Source organism: Burkholderia sp. FERM BP-3421 (genome assembly GCF_028657905.1).
GTDB lineage: Bacteria > Pseudomonadota > Gammaproteobacteria > Burkholderiales > Burkholderiaceae > Burkholderia.
Genome location: NZ_CP117782.1, coordinates 3,597,834 through 3,610,370, shown reverse-complemented (window position 1 = coordinate 3,610,370; position 12,537 = coordinate 3,597,834). Strand labels below are relative to the sequence as shown.

Genomic DNA, 12,537 nt, shown 5'->3' with positions numbered 1-12,537 from the left:
CGCGCTTGATCGCGACGTCACCGGCCGCCGGCCGAATGCGTCGCACTCTGAGGAATTTCCGCACCGGCAAGGCCTGCCGGGTGCTGCGCGGAAGCGGTAAATGCTTCCTGCGCCGTACACTATATCTAGTGAGAAACCGCTCAACTCACACCAAGTATAGTGGAGCTTCCCGGCATCTCAAAAGGAAATATTTGCGCCGGACCTATTGACATCGCACACGCTCGGACGCGGCAAGGCAGGGCCTGGGAAAGCGGCCGACGCGCGTCAAAAAGCCGCTCGCTCAATCCTTCCGATAGGGAAAGTATCCGGCCGCGAAGCCGGCATCGCCAGCGAAACGTTGCCAATCGAAGTGCGGCCCGGGGTCGGTCTTGCGCTCGGGCGCGATGTCGGCGTGGCCGGCGAACGCATCGACCGGATAGCGGGCCGCGAGGCCGCGCGCGAGCCGCGCGAGCGTCTCGTATTGCGGCGTTTCGAACGCGATGTCGTCGGCGCCCTCGAGTTCGATGCCGATCGAGAAATCATTGCAGCGCACGCGGCCGAAGAAATTCGACGTTCCCGCATGCCACGCGCGCTCGTCGCACGACACGAACTGCAGCAGCGCGCCGTCGCGGCGGATCAGGAAGTGCGAGGAAACCCTGACGCCGCGCAGATGCGCGTCGAAATACGGGTGCACGTCGCAGTCGAGCCGGTTCAGGAACAGGTCGACGATCGCATCGCCGTTGAATTCGCCGGGCGGCAGGCTGATGTTGTGGATCACCACGAGGCTCGGCACCGCGCCTTCCGGGCGCGCCTCGAAATTGGGCGACGGCACGCGCTGCGCGCCGTTTACCCAACCGTCGGCGTCAACCGCTAGACTCGGCGCCGCGCTCATCGCGCGTCGCGGCCCGTGCGCGCCGCATGGCGGGCGGCGTGTTCCGCGCTGCAATAGAACGCGCCGCCCGCGGCCACCGCGTCGCCCTTGGGCGCGTGCACGCCGCACTCCGCGCAGCGGACCATCGGTTCGGCGAGCGCCGTGCCGGCGCGCGCGGCGCCGGCCTCGCGCTCGCCGGGCGCGCCCTCGGGGCGGCCGGCGCCGGGGAACGGCCCGGCACGCTCACCGCGCGCCTGGGCCTGGCGGATCTTGCGCGCCACCCAGGTGCTCGCGAAGAACAGGAGTATCAGCAGGAAAATTTGTCGCATCGCAATCAAACCATCAAACCACGGAGCGGTGCAGCAGCACCTCGAACACGAACCGGCTGCCGACATACGCGAGCAGCAGCGCGGCAAACGAAACGAGCACCCAGCGCGCGGCCCCGCGGCCGCGCCAGCCGGACAGCTTGCGCGCGACCAGAAGCCCGCCGAACATCAGCCACGACAGCAGCGCGAACACCGTCTTGTGATCGAGCTTGAGCGCGCGCGCCTCGAGCTGCTCGCTGAACAGGATGCCCGACGCGAGGGTCAGCGTGAGCAGCACGAAACCCGCGCCGATCAGGCGGAACAGCAGCTTCTCGAGCGTCAGGAGCGGCGGCAGCGTCTCGAGCCAGCCGGCCAGCCAGCCGCCGTCGCCAAGCTGGTCGCGGCGCGGCGCATGCAGGCGGCGCTCGACCATCAGCATCAGCACCGCGTGCAGCGCCGCGATCGCGAACAGCCCGTAGGCGATGTTGGCGATCAGGAAGTGCGTCTTGAAGAGCGGCGCGGCCGCGTACGGCAGCACGCGCACGCCGCCGAACACGAGCGGCAGCAGCGACGCGGCGCAGGCAAGCGGCATCACGAGAAGCCGCAGCCCGTCGAGCGGGAAGAAAAAGCTCTCGATCCAGTAGATCCCCGCGCCGAGCCAGAACATCGCCGACAGCGCGAACGCGAAACCGAACACCATCGCGTCGCGCGGGAAGATCGTCGTGTGCAGCAGCACGCCGTGCGCGACCAGCGCGACGAACAGGAGCGCGCGCCCGGCGCCGCTCATGCCCGAGGCGGCGGACACGCGCGCCGCCTGCGCGCCGGCCGGCCCGTTCGCGACGAGCGGCGACCCGCCGTCCTGGCGGTGGGCGCGCCAGCCGGCCACGGCCAGGCCGCCATAGAGGAACGCAGTGAGGGCATACAGTACAATATCCATGTTCGAAGTTTACACTAGGCCCCCTGCCCGCGACGGCTCGCCTTGCGCCCCGCTCGCGCCTTCGGGCCCCACTGTCCATCGCTCCCCATGCTCGACAATCTCACCCAACGGATGGCGCGCGTCGTCAAGACGCTGCGCGGCGAAGCCCGCCTCACCGAGGCGAACACCCAGGAGATGCTCCGCGAAGTGCGGCTCGCCCTGCTCGAAGCCGACGTCGCGCTGCCCGTGGTCCGCGAATTCATCGCGAAGGTCAAGGAAAAGGCGCTCGGCGAGGACGTGGTCGGCAGCCTGTCGCCGGGCCAGGCCCTCGTCGGCGTGGTCCAGAAGGAACTGACCGCGGTGATCGGCGGCGACTACGAAGGCAAGGCCGTCGAGCTGAACCTCGCCGTCACGCCGCCCGCGATCATCCTGATGGCCGGCCTGCAGGGCGCGGGCAAGACCACCACGGTCGGCAAGCTCGCGAAGCTGCTGCGCGAGAAGTACAAGAAGAAGGTGCTGACCGTCTCCTGCGACGTCTACCGCCCGGCCGCGATCGCGCAGCTGAAGACGGTGAGCGAGCAGGTCGGCGCCGACTTCTTCCCGTCCGAACCCGACCAGAAGCCCGTCGACATCGCGCACGCCGCGGTCGACTGGGCGAAGCGCCACTACCACGACGTGCTGATCGTCGACACCGCCGGCCGGCTCGGCATCGACGAAGCGATGATGCAGGAGATCAGCGCCCTCCACGCGCTGCTGAAGCCCGCCGAGACGCTGTTCGTGGTCGACGCGATGCTGGGCCAGGACGCCGTCAATACCGCCAAGGCCTTCAACGACGCACTGCCGCTCACGGGCGTCGTGCTGACCAAGCTCGACGGTGATTCGCGCGGCGGCGCGGCGCTGTCGGTGCGGCACATCACCGGCAGGCCGATCAAGTTCGTCGGCGTCGCCGAGAAGCTCGACGGCCTCGAGGTGTTCCACCCGGACCGGATGGCGAACCGGATCCTCGGCATGGGCGACATCCTCGCGCTGGTCGAGGAAGCGCAGCGCGGCGTCGACGTGCAGGCCGCGCAGAAGCTCGCCGACAAGGTCAAGAAGGGCGGCGACTTCGACCTGAACGACTTCCGCGCCCAGATCTCCCAGATGAAGAACATGGGCGGGCTGTCGTCGCTGATGGACAAGCTGCCGGCCCAGTTCCAGCAGGCCGCGTCGGGCGCCGACATGGGCCAGGCCGAAAAGCAGATGCGCCGCATGGAGGGGATCATCAACTCGATGACGCCCACCGAGCGCGCGAAGCCGGAACTGATCAAGGCGACCCGCAAGCGCCGCATCGCCGCGGGTGCCGGCGTGCCGGTGCAGGAAGTCAACCGGATGCTGAACCAGTACGACCAGATGCGTACGATGATGAAGAAGCTGAAGGGCGGCAACCTGCAGAAAATGATGCGCGGCCTGAAAGGCATGATGCCCGGCATGCGCTGAGCGCCACCGACCCGGCGCGCGGGTTTATGCTAGGCCGCGCGCCGCCGTTTTTGTTTCATTCTTATTTGTACCCAGACTGCTCGCCAGAACCATGAATCGCGAAGAAGCCCTCCACATTTTCAAACATTCCGAAGAGATCGTCTCCGCCGACGAAGTCAACGCGTCGATCGGCAAGATGGCCGAGGAAATCCGCGGCCAGGTCGGTGAGGAATTCCCGCTCGTGCTGTCGGTGATGGGCGGCGCGGCGGTCTTCACCGGCATGCTGCTGCCCCACCTCGACTTCCCGCTCGAGTTCGACTACATCCATCTGACCCGCTATCGCAACACCACGCAGGGCAGCCCGGAGATGCAGTGGCGCGTCGCGCCGCGCGAATCGGTCAAGGACCGCATCGTGCTCGTGCTGGACGACATCCTCGACGAAGGCGAGACCATGGCCGCGATCCGCGACCGGATCCTCGACATGGGCGCGAAGCGCTTCCTGTCGGCCGTGCTGTGCGAGAAGACCCTCGCGAAATCGAAGCCGCTGCATCCGGACTTCTGCGGCTTCGCCGTGCCGGACCGCTACGTATTCGGCTGCGGGATGGACGCGAAGGGCTACTGGCGCAACCTGCCGACGATCCGCGCGCTGACCGCGGGCGCCTGACGCGCCACGCGGCCGGCACCCGACCGGCCCACGCCCGAAAACAGAACGGCTCGCCTGCGCGAGCCGTTCTTGCATGGAAACCGCACCGGGAACGCTACAGCTGATGCACGAACGCGCGGATCCCGGCCAGCAGCATCTCGACCGAGATCGCCACCAGCACGAGCCCCATCAGGCGTTCGAAGGCCATCACCGTCCGCTCGCCGAGCCACGTCTGGATCCGCTCCGCGAGCACCAGCACGATCGCGCAGGCCGCCATCGTCACGGTCAGCGCGCCCGCCCATTCGAGCGTCTTGCCGGGCGCCTGCGAGGTCAGCAGCATCACCGTCGCGAGCGCGGACGGGCCGGCCAGCGCGGGAATCGCGAGCGGCACGATGAACGGCTCGCCGCCCGCGCGCGGATCGTTGCCGAGCGCGCCGTCCGGATGGGGAAAGATCATCCGCAGCGCGATCAGGAACAGCACGATGCCACCGCCGAGCCGCAGCGACAGGTCGGTGAGGCTCATCATCCGCAGGAAGCGATCGCCGATCAGCATGAAGAACAGCAGGATCACGAACGCGATCGCCACTTCCCGCAGGATCACCCGCACCCGCCGCTCGGCCGGCACCTGCCGCAACGCCGCGATGAACAGCGGGATGTTGCCGAGCGGATCGGTGATGAGGAGCAGCAGCACCGTCGCCGACACGAAGTTGTATTCCATCCCGCCTCCGGGTCGCGAGCGCCGCTGACGCTCAGTGCGCGAGCGCCGCGCGCACCTTGTCGATGACCGCGGCCGCGGCGGTCTCGGCCGGCAGCAGCGTCGCTTCCGCGTCGCGGCGGCCCTGGTACTCGAGCTTGCCGTCCTTCAGGCCGCGCTCGCCGATCACGAGACGGTGCGGCACGCCGATCAGCTCCCAATCGGCGAACATCACGCCCGGGCGCTCGCCGCGATCGTCGAGGATCACGTCGACGCCGGCCGCCGCCAGCGCCGCGTAGAGCGCGTCGGCTGCTTCGCGCACCGCGTCGCTGCGATCGTAGCCCATCGGGCACAGCACGACCTCGAACGGCGCGATCGCCTCCGGCCAGATGATCCCGCGCTCGTCGAAGTTCTGCTCGATCGCCGCGCCGAGGATCCGCGACACGCCGATCCCGTAGCAGCCCATCTCCATCGGCTGCGGCTTGCCCGACTCGTCGAGGAAGGTCGCGTTCATCGCCTTCGAATACTTGGTACCGAGCTGGAACACGTGGCCCACCTCGATCCCGCGGCAGATGTCGAGCACGCCCTGCCCGTCGGGCGACGCATCGCCCTTGCGCACGTTGCGCAGGTCGGCGACGGTCGGCTCGGGCAGATCGCGGCCCCAGTTCACGCCCGCGATGTGGTAATCCACCTCGTTCGCGCCGACCACGAAGTCGGCCATGTTCGCGACCGTGCTGTCGGCGATCACGCGCACCGGCTTCTTCGTGCCGACCGGCCCCAGGTAGCCCGGCGGCGTGCCGAACCACTCGACGATCTCCTGCTCGGTCGCGAACCGGAAGCCCGCGAGGCCGGGCTGCTTGCCCGCCTTGATCTCGTTGAGCTCGTGGTCGCCGCGCAGCATCAGCAGCCAGATCGTCGGCTCGGCGCCTTCGTTGTCGGTCGCGAGCACGATCGACTTGATGGTGCGATCGAGCGGGATCTCCAGCAGGTCGGCCACCGCCTCGCACTTCGCCTTGCCGGGCGTCGCGACCTTGCGCATCGCCTCGGCGGGCGCCGCGCGGCTCGCGAGCAGCGGCAGCGCCTCGGCCGCCTCGACGTTCGCGGCGAACGCGGAGGTCGGGCAGTAGGCGATCGCGTCCTCGCCGGTCTCGGCGATCACGTGGAATTCATGCGAGCCGCTGCCGCCGATCGAGCCGTTGTCGGCCGCCACCGCGCGGAACTCGAGGCCGAGGCGGGTGAAGATCCGCACGTAGGCGTCGTACATCTTCTGGTACGAGGCCTTCAGGCCGTCGCTGTCCTTGTCGAACGAGTACGCGTCCTTCATGATGAACTCGCGGCCACGCATCACGCCGAAGCGCGGCCGGATCTCGTCGCGAAACTTGGTCTGGATCTGATAGAAGTTCACCGGCATCTGCCGGTAGCTCTTGATCTGGTTGCGCGCGATATCGGTGACCACTTCCTCGTGCGTCGGCCCAATCACGAAATCGTTCTGCTTGCGATCCTTGAAACGCAGCAGCTCGGGGCCGTACTGCTCCCAGCGGCCCGACTCCTGCCACAACTCCGCGGGCTGCACGGCGGGCATCAGAAGCTCGATCGCCCCGGCCCGGTTCATTTCTTCACGCACGATCGCCTCGACCTTGCGAATCGAACGCAGGCCGACCGGCAGGTAGTTATAGATGCCGCCGGCGACGCGGCGGATCATGCCGGCGCGCATCATCAGCTTGTGACTGACGATCTCGGCGTCGGCGGGTGCTTCTTTCAGGGTGCCGATGAAGAAACGGGAAGCTTTCATGCGAAGGGTTCCAAAAACGGCGGCTCCACGGGAGCCGCCCGAAAAAGGCCAAGAAGGATTAAAGGCTGCGCGCGACGAACGACGATGGCGCAGACGACTGACAGACAATTCGGGGACAGTTTAGTTGACGCACCCCGCCCGGAATCGCTCCGTTCCGGTGCGCGGCGCCCGTTATCTGTTTATAATCAAAGCAATTTTAAAGGATTCGAAGGTGGTTGTATGCTGGATCGTGAAGGCTTTCGCCCGAACGTCGGCATCATCCTCTTGAACGCGCGCAACGAGGTGTTTTGGGGCAAGCGGCTCCGCGAGCATTCCTGGCAGTTTCCTCAAGGGGGGATCAAGTATGGCGAGACCCCCATGCAGGCGATGTACCGGGAATTGCACGAGGAAACCGGGCTGCATCCGGAACACGTCAAGGTGATCGGCCGCACACGCGACTGGTTGCGTTATGAGGTGCCTGACAAGTTCATCAAGCGCGAGGTGCGCGGCCATTATCGCGGGCAGAAACAGATCTGGTTCCTGCTGCGCATGGTTGGCCGCGATTGCGACATCTGCCTGCGGGCGACGGATCATCCGGAGTTCGATGCATGGCGCTGGAACGAGTACTGGGTACCCCTTGACGCGGTGATCGAGTTCAAGCGGGATGTGTATCAGCTGGCGTTGACGGAACTGTCGCGTTTTCTGCGCCGACCGGCGCAGCGGCCCGACAAGCCGCGCCATCCGCGCGGCTCCCATGCGCCGCACGATGCGGATGCGTTGGCGGTCGATGTGAGCGTGACCGTGATCGACACGACGGTGATCTGTTCCGAAGTCGAGATCGGCGCGAACACGCTGGACGAACCGCCCCGGCTGACCCTGCGCGACTGACGCGCGGGCCCAATCGAGTTGAACCTGCATGACCGGGCGCGGCGCCAATGCCGCGCCCTTTTTTACGAGGAATGCATATTGAAAGCGATGGCTCTCGCCGTGGCGTCGGTCGCCGCGGTCGCGGTTCTGGCCGGCTGCGCGCACTCGAACACCCCGTCCAACAAGGATGACAGCGCGTTCGTCTACCTTCTCGACCGCCAGCCCCAGTGGACCGAGAACAAGGTCGACTCCCTCCCGCCCCTGCCGCAGAACGGCAATCTGCTGCCTTTCAACGTCTCGCAGAACACCCCGCTCGCGTTCGCCGTCGACGCGAAGTCGCTCGAGGTCGGCACCGACGGCGTGGTGCGCTACACGGTGGTCGTCACGAGCCCGGCCGGCGCGCGCAACGTGAACTACGAAGGGATTCGCTGCGACACCTACGAATGGCGCCAGTACGCGAGCCTGAACGCCGACCACGACGGCTGGGACCGCACCGTCGAGAACGACTGGCGGCGCATCGAGAACGGCGAGCTGAACGCGTACCACGCGGCGCTCTACCAGGATTACTTCTGCGCGAACAAGATGCCGCTCGGCAAGACCGCGACGATCATCGAGAACATCCGCTATCACCGCACCGCGCTGAACCAGATCCGCTGAAGCGCAAAACCGGCTGCGCCAGCAAAAAGCCCGCACTAGCATGCGGGCTTTTTTTCGTGTCGCGCCGACGCTCGCCTGCGCGCCGCTAGACGAGCACGAGGTTGTCGCGATGGATCAGCTCGGGTTCGAGCATGTAGCCCAGCACCGACTCGATCTCGCCGCTCGGCCTGCGCTGGATCAGCTTGGCCTCGGCGCTGCTGTAATTGGTGAGCCCGCGCGCGACCTCGCGGCCGGCATCGTCGACGCAGGCGATCACCTCGCCGCGCGCGAACACGCCCTGCACCGCCACCACGCCGATCGGCAGCAGGCTCTTGCCGCCCGCCGTCAGCTTGTCGACCGCGCCCGCATCGATCACGACGTGGCCGCGCACCTGCAGGTGATCGGCCATCCACTGCTTGCGCGCCGCGAGCCGCGCCGTGCGCGCGATCAGCTGCGTGCCGATCGCCTCGCCGCCCGCGAGCCGCACCAGCACGTCCGCCTCGCGGCCGCTCGCGATCACGGTGTTCGCGCCGCTGTGCGCCGCGCGCTTCGCGGCGAGGATCTTGGTCAGCATCCCGCCCCGGCCCAGGCTCGAACCGGCGCCGCCCGCCATCGCCTCGAGTTCCGGCGCGCCCGCGCTCGCCTCGGCGACCAGCGTCGCGGCCGGATCCTTGCGCGGATCCGCGGTGAACAAACCCGACTGATCGGTGAGGATCACGAGCGCGTCGCCTTCGATCAGGTTCGCGACGAGCGCGCCCAGCGTGTCGTTGTCGCCGAACTTGATTTCGTCGGTGACGACCGTGTCGTTCTCGTTGATGATCGGCACGACGCCCAGCCGCAACAGCGTCAGCAGCGTCGAGCGTGCGTTCAGGTAGCGTTCGCGGTCGGCCAGGTCGGCGTGCGTGAGCAGGATCTGCGCGGTGCGGATGCCGTGCTCGGCAAAACGGCTCTCGTAGACCTGCGCGAGCCCCATCTGCCCGACGGCCGCCGCCGCCTGCAATTCGTCGATCTCGCGCGGCCGCTTGCTCCAGCCGAGACGCTGCATCCCCTCGGCGATCGCCCCCGAACTCACCAGCACGACTTCCTTGCCGTTCGCGCGCAACGCGGCGATCTGAGCGGCCCAGCGGCCGATCGCGGCATGGTCGAGCCCCCGTCCGTCGTTGGTGACGAGACTGGACCCCACTTTCACTACCAGCCGCTTCGAATCGGCAATGATCGAACGCATCGTGCTTGGTCTCCTTGGATGATGCGCGATTGAATCGGGCAACCGCCCGCCTGGCCGGCGCGGGCCGTCAGGACGTGCCGCGGACGATCGGGTCAGGAGGCGTCCGGCTCCGCATCGGGCTTGGCCGCGCCCGGCTCGTCGCGGAAACGCACGTCGGATGCGAGGTCTTCCGCCTCCGCCGCGCGATGCGCGTCGGAATGGGCCGCCACGTAGTCGTACACCGCGTAGACGAGGTTCTCGCAGCCCTGCCCGGTCAGCGCCGAGATCTCGAACACCGGGCCTTGCCAGCCGAAGCGCTCGACGAAATCGGCGACCCGCGCGCGGCGCTCGTCCTCGGGCACCATGTCGAGCTTGTTCAACACCAGCCAGCGCGGCTTTTCATACAGCGCCTCGTCGTACTTGCGCAGCTCGCCGACGATCGCCTTCGCCTCCGCGACCGGGTCGACGCTCTCGTCGAACGGCGCGAGATCGACCAGATGCAGCAGCACGCCGGTGCGCTGCAGGTGACGCAGGAACTGGTGACCGAGCCCCGCGCCTTCCGCCGCGCCTTCGATCAGGCCCGGAATATCGGCGATCACGAAGCTCTTGCTCGGACCGACGCGCACCACGCCGAGATTCGGCGCGAGGGTCGTAAACGGATAATCGGCAATCTTCGGCTTCGCGTTCGACACCGACGAGATAAAGGTCGACTTGCCCGCGTTCGGCATGCCGAGCAGGCCGACGTCGGCCAGCACCTTCAGCTCGAGGCGCAGCATGCGGCGTTCGCCGGGCTTGCCCTCGGTCTTCTGGCGCGGCGCGCGGTTCGTGCTCGACTTGAAGTGCAGGTTGCCGAGGCCGCCCGCGCCGCCCTGCGCGACCTGCACCTTCTGCTCGTGCTCGGTCAGGTCGGCGATCAGCTCGCCCGTGTCCATGTCGGTGATCACGGTGCCGACCGGCATGCGCAGCGTGATGTCGTCGCCGCCCTTGCCGTAGCAGTCGGAACCGCGGCCGTTCTCGCCGTTGCGCGCGAGGTGCTTCTTCGCGTAGCGGTAGTCGATCAGCGTGTTGATGTTGCGATCGGCGATCGCGTACACGCTGCCGCCGCGCCCGCCGTCGCCGCCGTCCGGTCCGCCGAACGGAACGAATTTCTCGCGGCGCATCGACGCGCTGCCATCGCCTCCGTCGCCGGCGATGACTTCGATTCGCGCTTCGTCAATGAACTTCATTCGTTACTCCGTCCAGTATTTCCAGATATTGTGCCGCGAGCCGCCGTGCTTGACCAATCGGTCGCGGAAGCGCGCCTGCGGGCGCGCCAATGAAAAAGGCCCCGCCAAAGCTGCGGGGCCTTTCGGCTTCGAAGCCCGGGCTGCCTGACTTAGGCAGCGACCGGAACGACGTTGACCATGTGCTTCTTGTCTGCGCCCTTGGTCCCGAACGTCACGTGACCATCGACCAGTGCGAACAGCGTGTGGTCCTTGCCCATGCCGACGTTGTCGCCGGGATGCATGCGCGTACCGCGCTGACGCACGATGATGCCGCCGGCGTTGATTGCCTGGCCGCCGTACACCTTCACGCCGAGACGCTTCGACTCGGAGTCGCGGCCATTCCGGGAAGAGCCGCCTGCCTTTTTGTGTGCCATCTGTTTGCTCCTTGCCCGAGGCGCTTACGCGTTGATCGCGTCGATGCGCAGCTCGGTGTAGTTCTGGCGGTGGCCAGCGTGCTTTTGGTAGTGCTTCCGGCGACGCATCTTGAAGATGGTGACCTTGGCATGACGACCGTGCGATACGACGGTAGCCTTGACGGAAGCCCCACTGACCAGCGGCGTACCGAACTTAATCGATTCGCCTTCGCCCACTGCGAGAACCTGGTCGAGCGTGATTTCAGCGTCAATGTCTGCCGGTATCTGTTCTACTTTCAATTTTTCGCCAACGGCAACCTTGTACTGCTTGCCGCCGGTTTTTATGACCGCGTACATTGAGAACCTCACTCTGGATCTATTTTTCCGCGCACCACGCACGGAAAACGCGTGATTATACATAGAGTTAGCACCGAGGTCAAAACCTGCCGACGGCTCCCATTCCCCGGCCCTCGGCGGGGGCCGGGGAATGGGACTGCGCGCGGGCGCCGCGCGCGCAACAGCCCGGTGAACGGGTGATTCGCCTTATAATCCGCCGCACTACCCATTTTCATCATCATGTCGTCGACCGCCACCCCTTCCCTCAGCGCCGCCCACCTGCTCGCTCCGATCGCCAGCGATATGGAACAGGTGAATCGCGTCATCCGGCAAAGCCTCGCGTCCGACGTGCTGCTGATCAACCAGATCGCCGAGTACATCATCGGAGCGGGCGGCAAGCGGCTGCGTCCGGCGCTGCTGCTGCTCGTGGCCGGCGCGCTTGGCGACAGCACGGCGCATCGCCACACGCTCGCGGCCGTCGTCGAGTTCATCCACACCGCCACGCTGCTGCATGACGACGTCGTCGACGAATCGGAGTTGCGGCGCGGCCGCAAGACCGCGAACGCGCTGTTCGGCAACGCGGCCAGCGTGCTCGTGGGCGACTACCTGTATTCGCGCTCGTTCGAGATGATGGTCGGCGTCGGCAAGATGCGCATCATGGAGATCCTGTCGGAAGCCACGACGATCATTTCCGAGGGCGAGGTGCTGCAGTTGCTGAACATGCACGACGCCGACGTCGACGAGACCCGCTACATGCAGGTGATCCGCTACAAGACCGCGAAGCTGTTCGAGGCCTCGGCCCGGCTCGGCGCGGTGCTCGCGGGCGCCGACGCGCCGACCGAGGCCGCGGCCGCCGAATACGGCCGCCGCATCGGCACCGCCTTTCAGATCATGGACGACTGGCTCGACTACACGGGCAGCGCGGAATCGATGGGCAAGAACGCCGGCGACGACCTGCGCGAAGGCAAGCCGACCCTGCCGCTCATCTATCTGATCGAGCGCGGCACGCCGGAACAGGCGGCGCTCGCGCGCGAAGCGATCGAACAGGGCGGCACCGACCGCTTCGACACGATCTTCGACGCGATCACGCGTTCGGGCGCGCTCGACCATACGCTGGAATGCGCACGGCAAGAGGCTCAGGCAGCCGCTGAAGCAATTTCTTCATTTCCCTCTTCCATCTTTAAAAATAGCCTGCTAGAATTATGCTCTTACTCGACGTCACGGCAGTCTTGAACGAGACTG

The 12,537-nt window shown here is 66.8% G+C and carries 14 protein-coding genes; 5 read left to right on the top strand and 9 right to left on the bottom strand.

From position 1 onward, the window contains the following. Nucleotides 1-280: 280 nt before the first annotated feature. Genes ampD through Bsp3421_RS32485 form a run of 3 tightly spaced genes read right to left on the bottom strand, consistent with a single transcriptional unit; the run spans nucleotide 281 to nucleotide 2,092 of the window. Entirely contained in the window at nucleotides 281-871 is a 591-nt protein-coding gene (gene ampD, locus Bsp3421_RS32495) for a 1,6-anhydro-N-acetylmuramyl-L-alanine amidase AmpD (protein ID WP_274001066.1), read from the bottom strand. Continuing rightward, complete coding sequence (locus tag Bsp3421_RS32490; RefSeq protein WP_274001065.1) at nucleotides 868-1,179, bottom strand: PP0621 family protein; 312 nt, start codon at nucleotides 1,177-1,179, stop codon at nucleotides 868-870. Before Bsp3421_RS32490 ends, ampD begins: the two co-directional genes overlap by 4 nt. Before the next feature lie 13 nt (nucleotides 1,180-1,192). Further along, nucleotides 1,193-2,092: a cytochrome C assembly family protein gene (locus Bsp3421_RS32485; protein WP_274001064.1), complete on the bottom strand. Its 900-nt coding sequence runs from the start codon at nucleotides 2,090-2,092 to the stop codon at nucleotides 1,193-1,195. Nucleotides 2,093-2,179: 87 nt separating this feature from the next. Here Bsp3421_RS32485 and ffh point away from each other — a divergent pair, with 87 nt between their 5' ends. Both ffh and Bsp3421_RS32475 read left to right on the top strand, forming a co-directional pair. Continuing rightward, nucleotides 2,180-3,547 carry a signal recognition particle protein gene (gene ffh / locus Bsp3421_RS32480; RefSeq protein WP_274001063.1) on the top strand — a complete coding sequence of 456 codons (1,368 nt, stop codon included), beginning with the start codon at nucleotides 2,180-2,182 and terminating at the stop codon, nucleotides 3,545-3,547. A gap of 91 nt (nucleotides 3,548-3,638) precedes the next feature. Beyond that, nucleotides 3,639-4,190, top strand: a complete 552-nt coding sequence (locus tag Bsp3421_RS32475; protein WP_274001062.1) for a hypoxanthine-guanine phosphoribosyltransferase — start codon at nucleotides 3,639-3,641, stop codon at nucleotides 4,188-4,190. 94 nt (nucleotides 4,191-4,284) lie between these two features. On the opposite strand, the gene Bsp3421_RS32470 is transcribed toward Bsp3421_RS32475, so the two are convergent. Beyond that, nucleotides 4,285-4,887, bottom strand: a complete 603-nt coding sequence (locus tag Bsp3421_RS32470) for a MarC family protein (RefSeq protein ID WP_274001061.1) — start codon at nucleotides 4,885-4,887, stop codon at nucleotides 4,285-4,287. 31 nt (nucleotides 4,888-4,918) lie between these two features. Further along, on the bottom strand, nucleotides 4,919-6,655 hold the full coding sequence (locus Bsp3421_RS32465; protein WP_274001059.1) for a proline--tRNA ligase: 1,737 nt from the start codon (nucleotides 6,653-6,655) through the stop codon (nucleotides 4,919-4,921). A gap of 219 nt (nucleotides 6,656-6,874) precedes the next feature. Between Bsp3421_RS32465 and Bsp3421_RS32460 the strand changes: the two genes are divergently transcribed. Then, nucleotides 6,875-7,522: an RNA pyrophosphohydrolase gene (locus Bsp3421_RS32460; RefSeq protein ID WP_274001058.1), complete on the top strand. Its 648-nt coding sequence runs from the start codon at nucleotides 6,875-6,877 to the stop codon at nucleotides 7,520-7,522. A gap of 78 nt (nucleotides 7,523-7,600) precedes the next feature. After that, nucleotides 7,601-8,158 carry a CNP1-like family protein gene (locus tag Bsp3421_RS32455; RefSeq protein ID WP_274001057.1) on the top strand — a complete coding sequence of 186 codons (558 nt, stop codon included), beginning with the start codon at nucleotides 7,601-7,603 and terminating at the stop codon, nucleotides 8,156-8,158. Between the two features lie 85 nt (nucleotides 8,159-8,243). Here Bsp3421_RS32455 and proB read toward each other — a convergent pair whose 3' ends face one another. From proB to rplU, 4 genes are all read right to left on the bottom strand, one after another. Then, nucleotides 8,244-9,362, bottom strand: coding sequence for a glutamate 5-kinase (gene proB, locus Bsp3421_RS32450; protein WP_274001055.1), 1,119 nt, complete (start codon nucleotides 9,360-9,362; stop codon nucleotides 8,244-8,246). A gap of 92 nt (nucleotides 9,363-9,454) precedes the next feature. Continuing rightward, a complete protein-coding gene (gene cgtA / locus Bsp3421_RS32445) occupies nucleotides 9,455-10,567 on the bottom strand; it encodes an Obg family GTPase CgtA (RefSeq protein ID WP_274001054.1) in 1,113 nt (370 codons plus the stop codon). Nucleotides 10,568-10,716: 149 nt separating this feature from the next. Further along, nucleotides 10,717-10,980: a 50S ribosomal protein L27 gene (rpmA, locus tag Bsp3421_RS32440; protein WP_274001052.1), complete on the bottom strand. Its 264-nt coding sequence runs from the start codon at nucleotides 10,978-10,980 to the stop codon at nucleotides 10,717-10,719. Nucleotides 10,981-11,004: 24 nt separating this feature from the next. Next, entirely contained in the window at nucleotides 11,005-11,316 is a 312-nt protein-coding gene (rplU, locus tag Bsp3421_RS32435) for a 50S ribosomal protein L21 (RefSeq protein ID WP_111484783.1), read from the bottom strand. Nucleotides 11,317-11,535: 219 nt separating this feature from the next. Between rplU and Bsp3421_RS32430 the strand changes: the two genes are divergently transcribed. Further along, nucleotides 11,536-12,528, top strand: coding sequence for a polyprenyl synthetase family protein (locus Bsp3421_RS32430; protein WP_274001050.1), 993 nt, complete (start codon nucleotides 11,536-11,538; stop codon nucleotides 12,526-12,528). Nucleotides 12,529-12,537 lie beyond the last annotated feature (9 nt).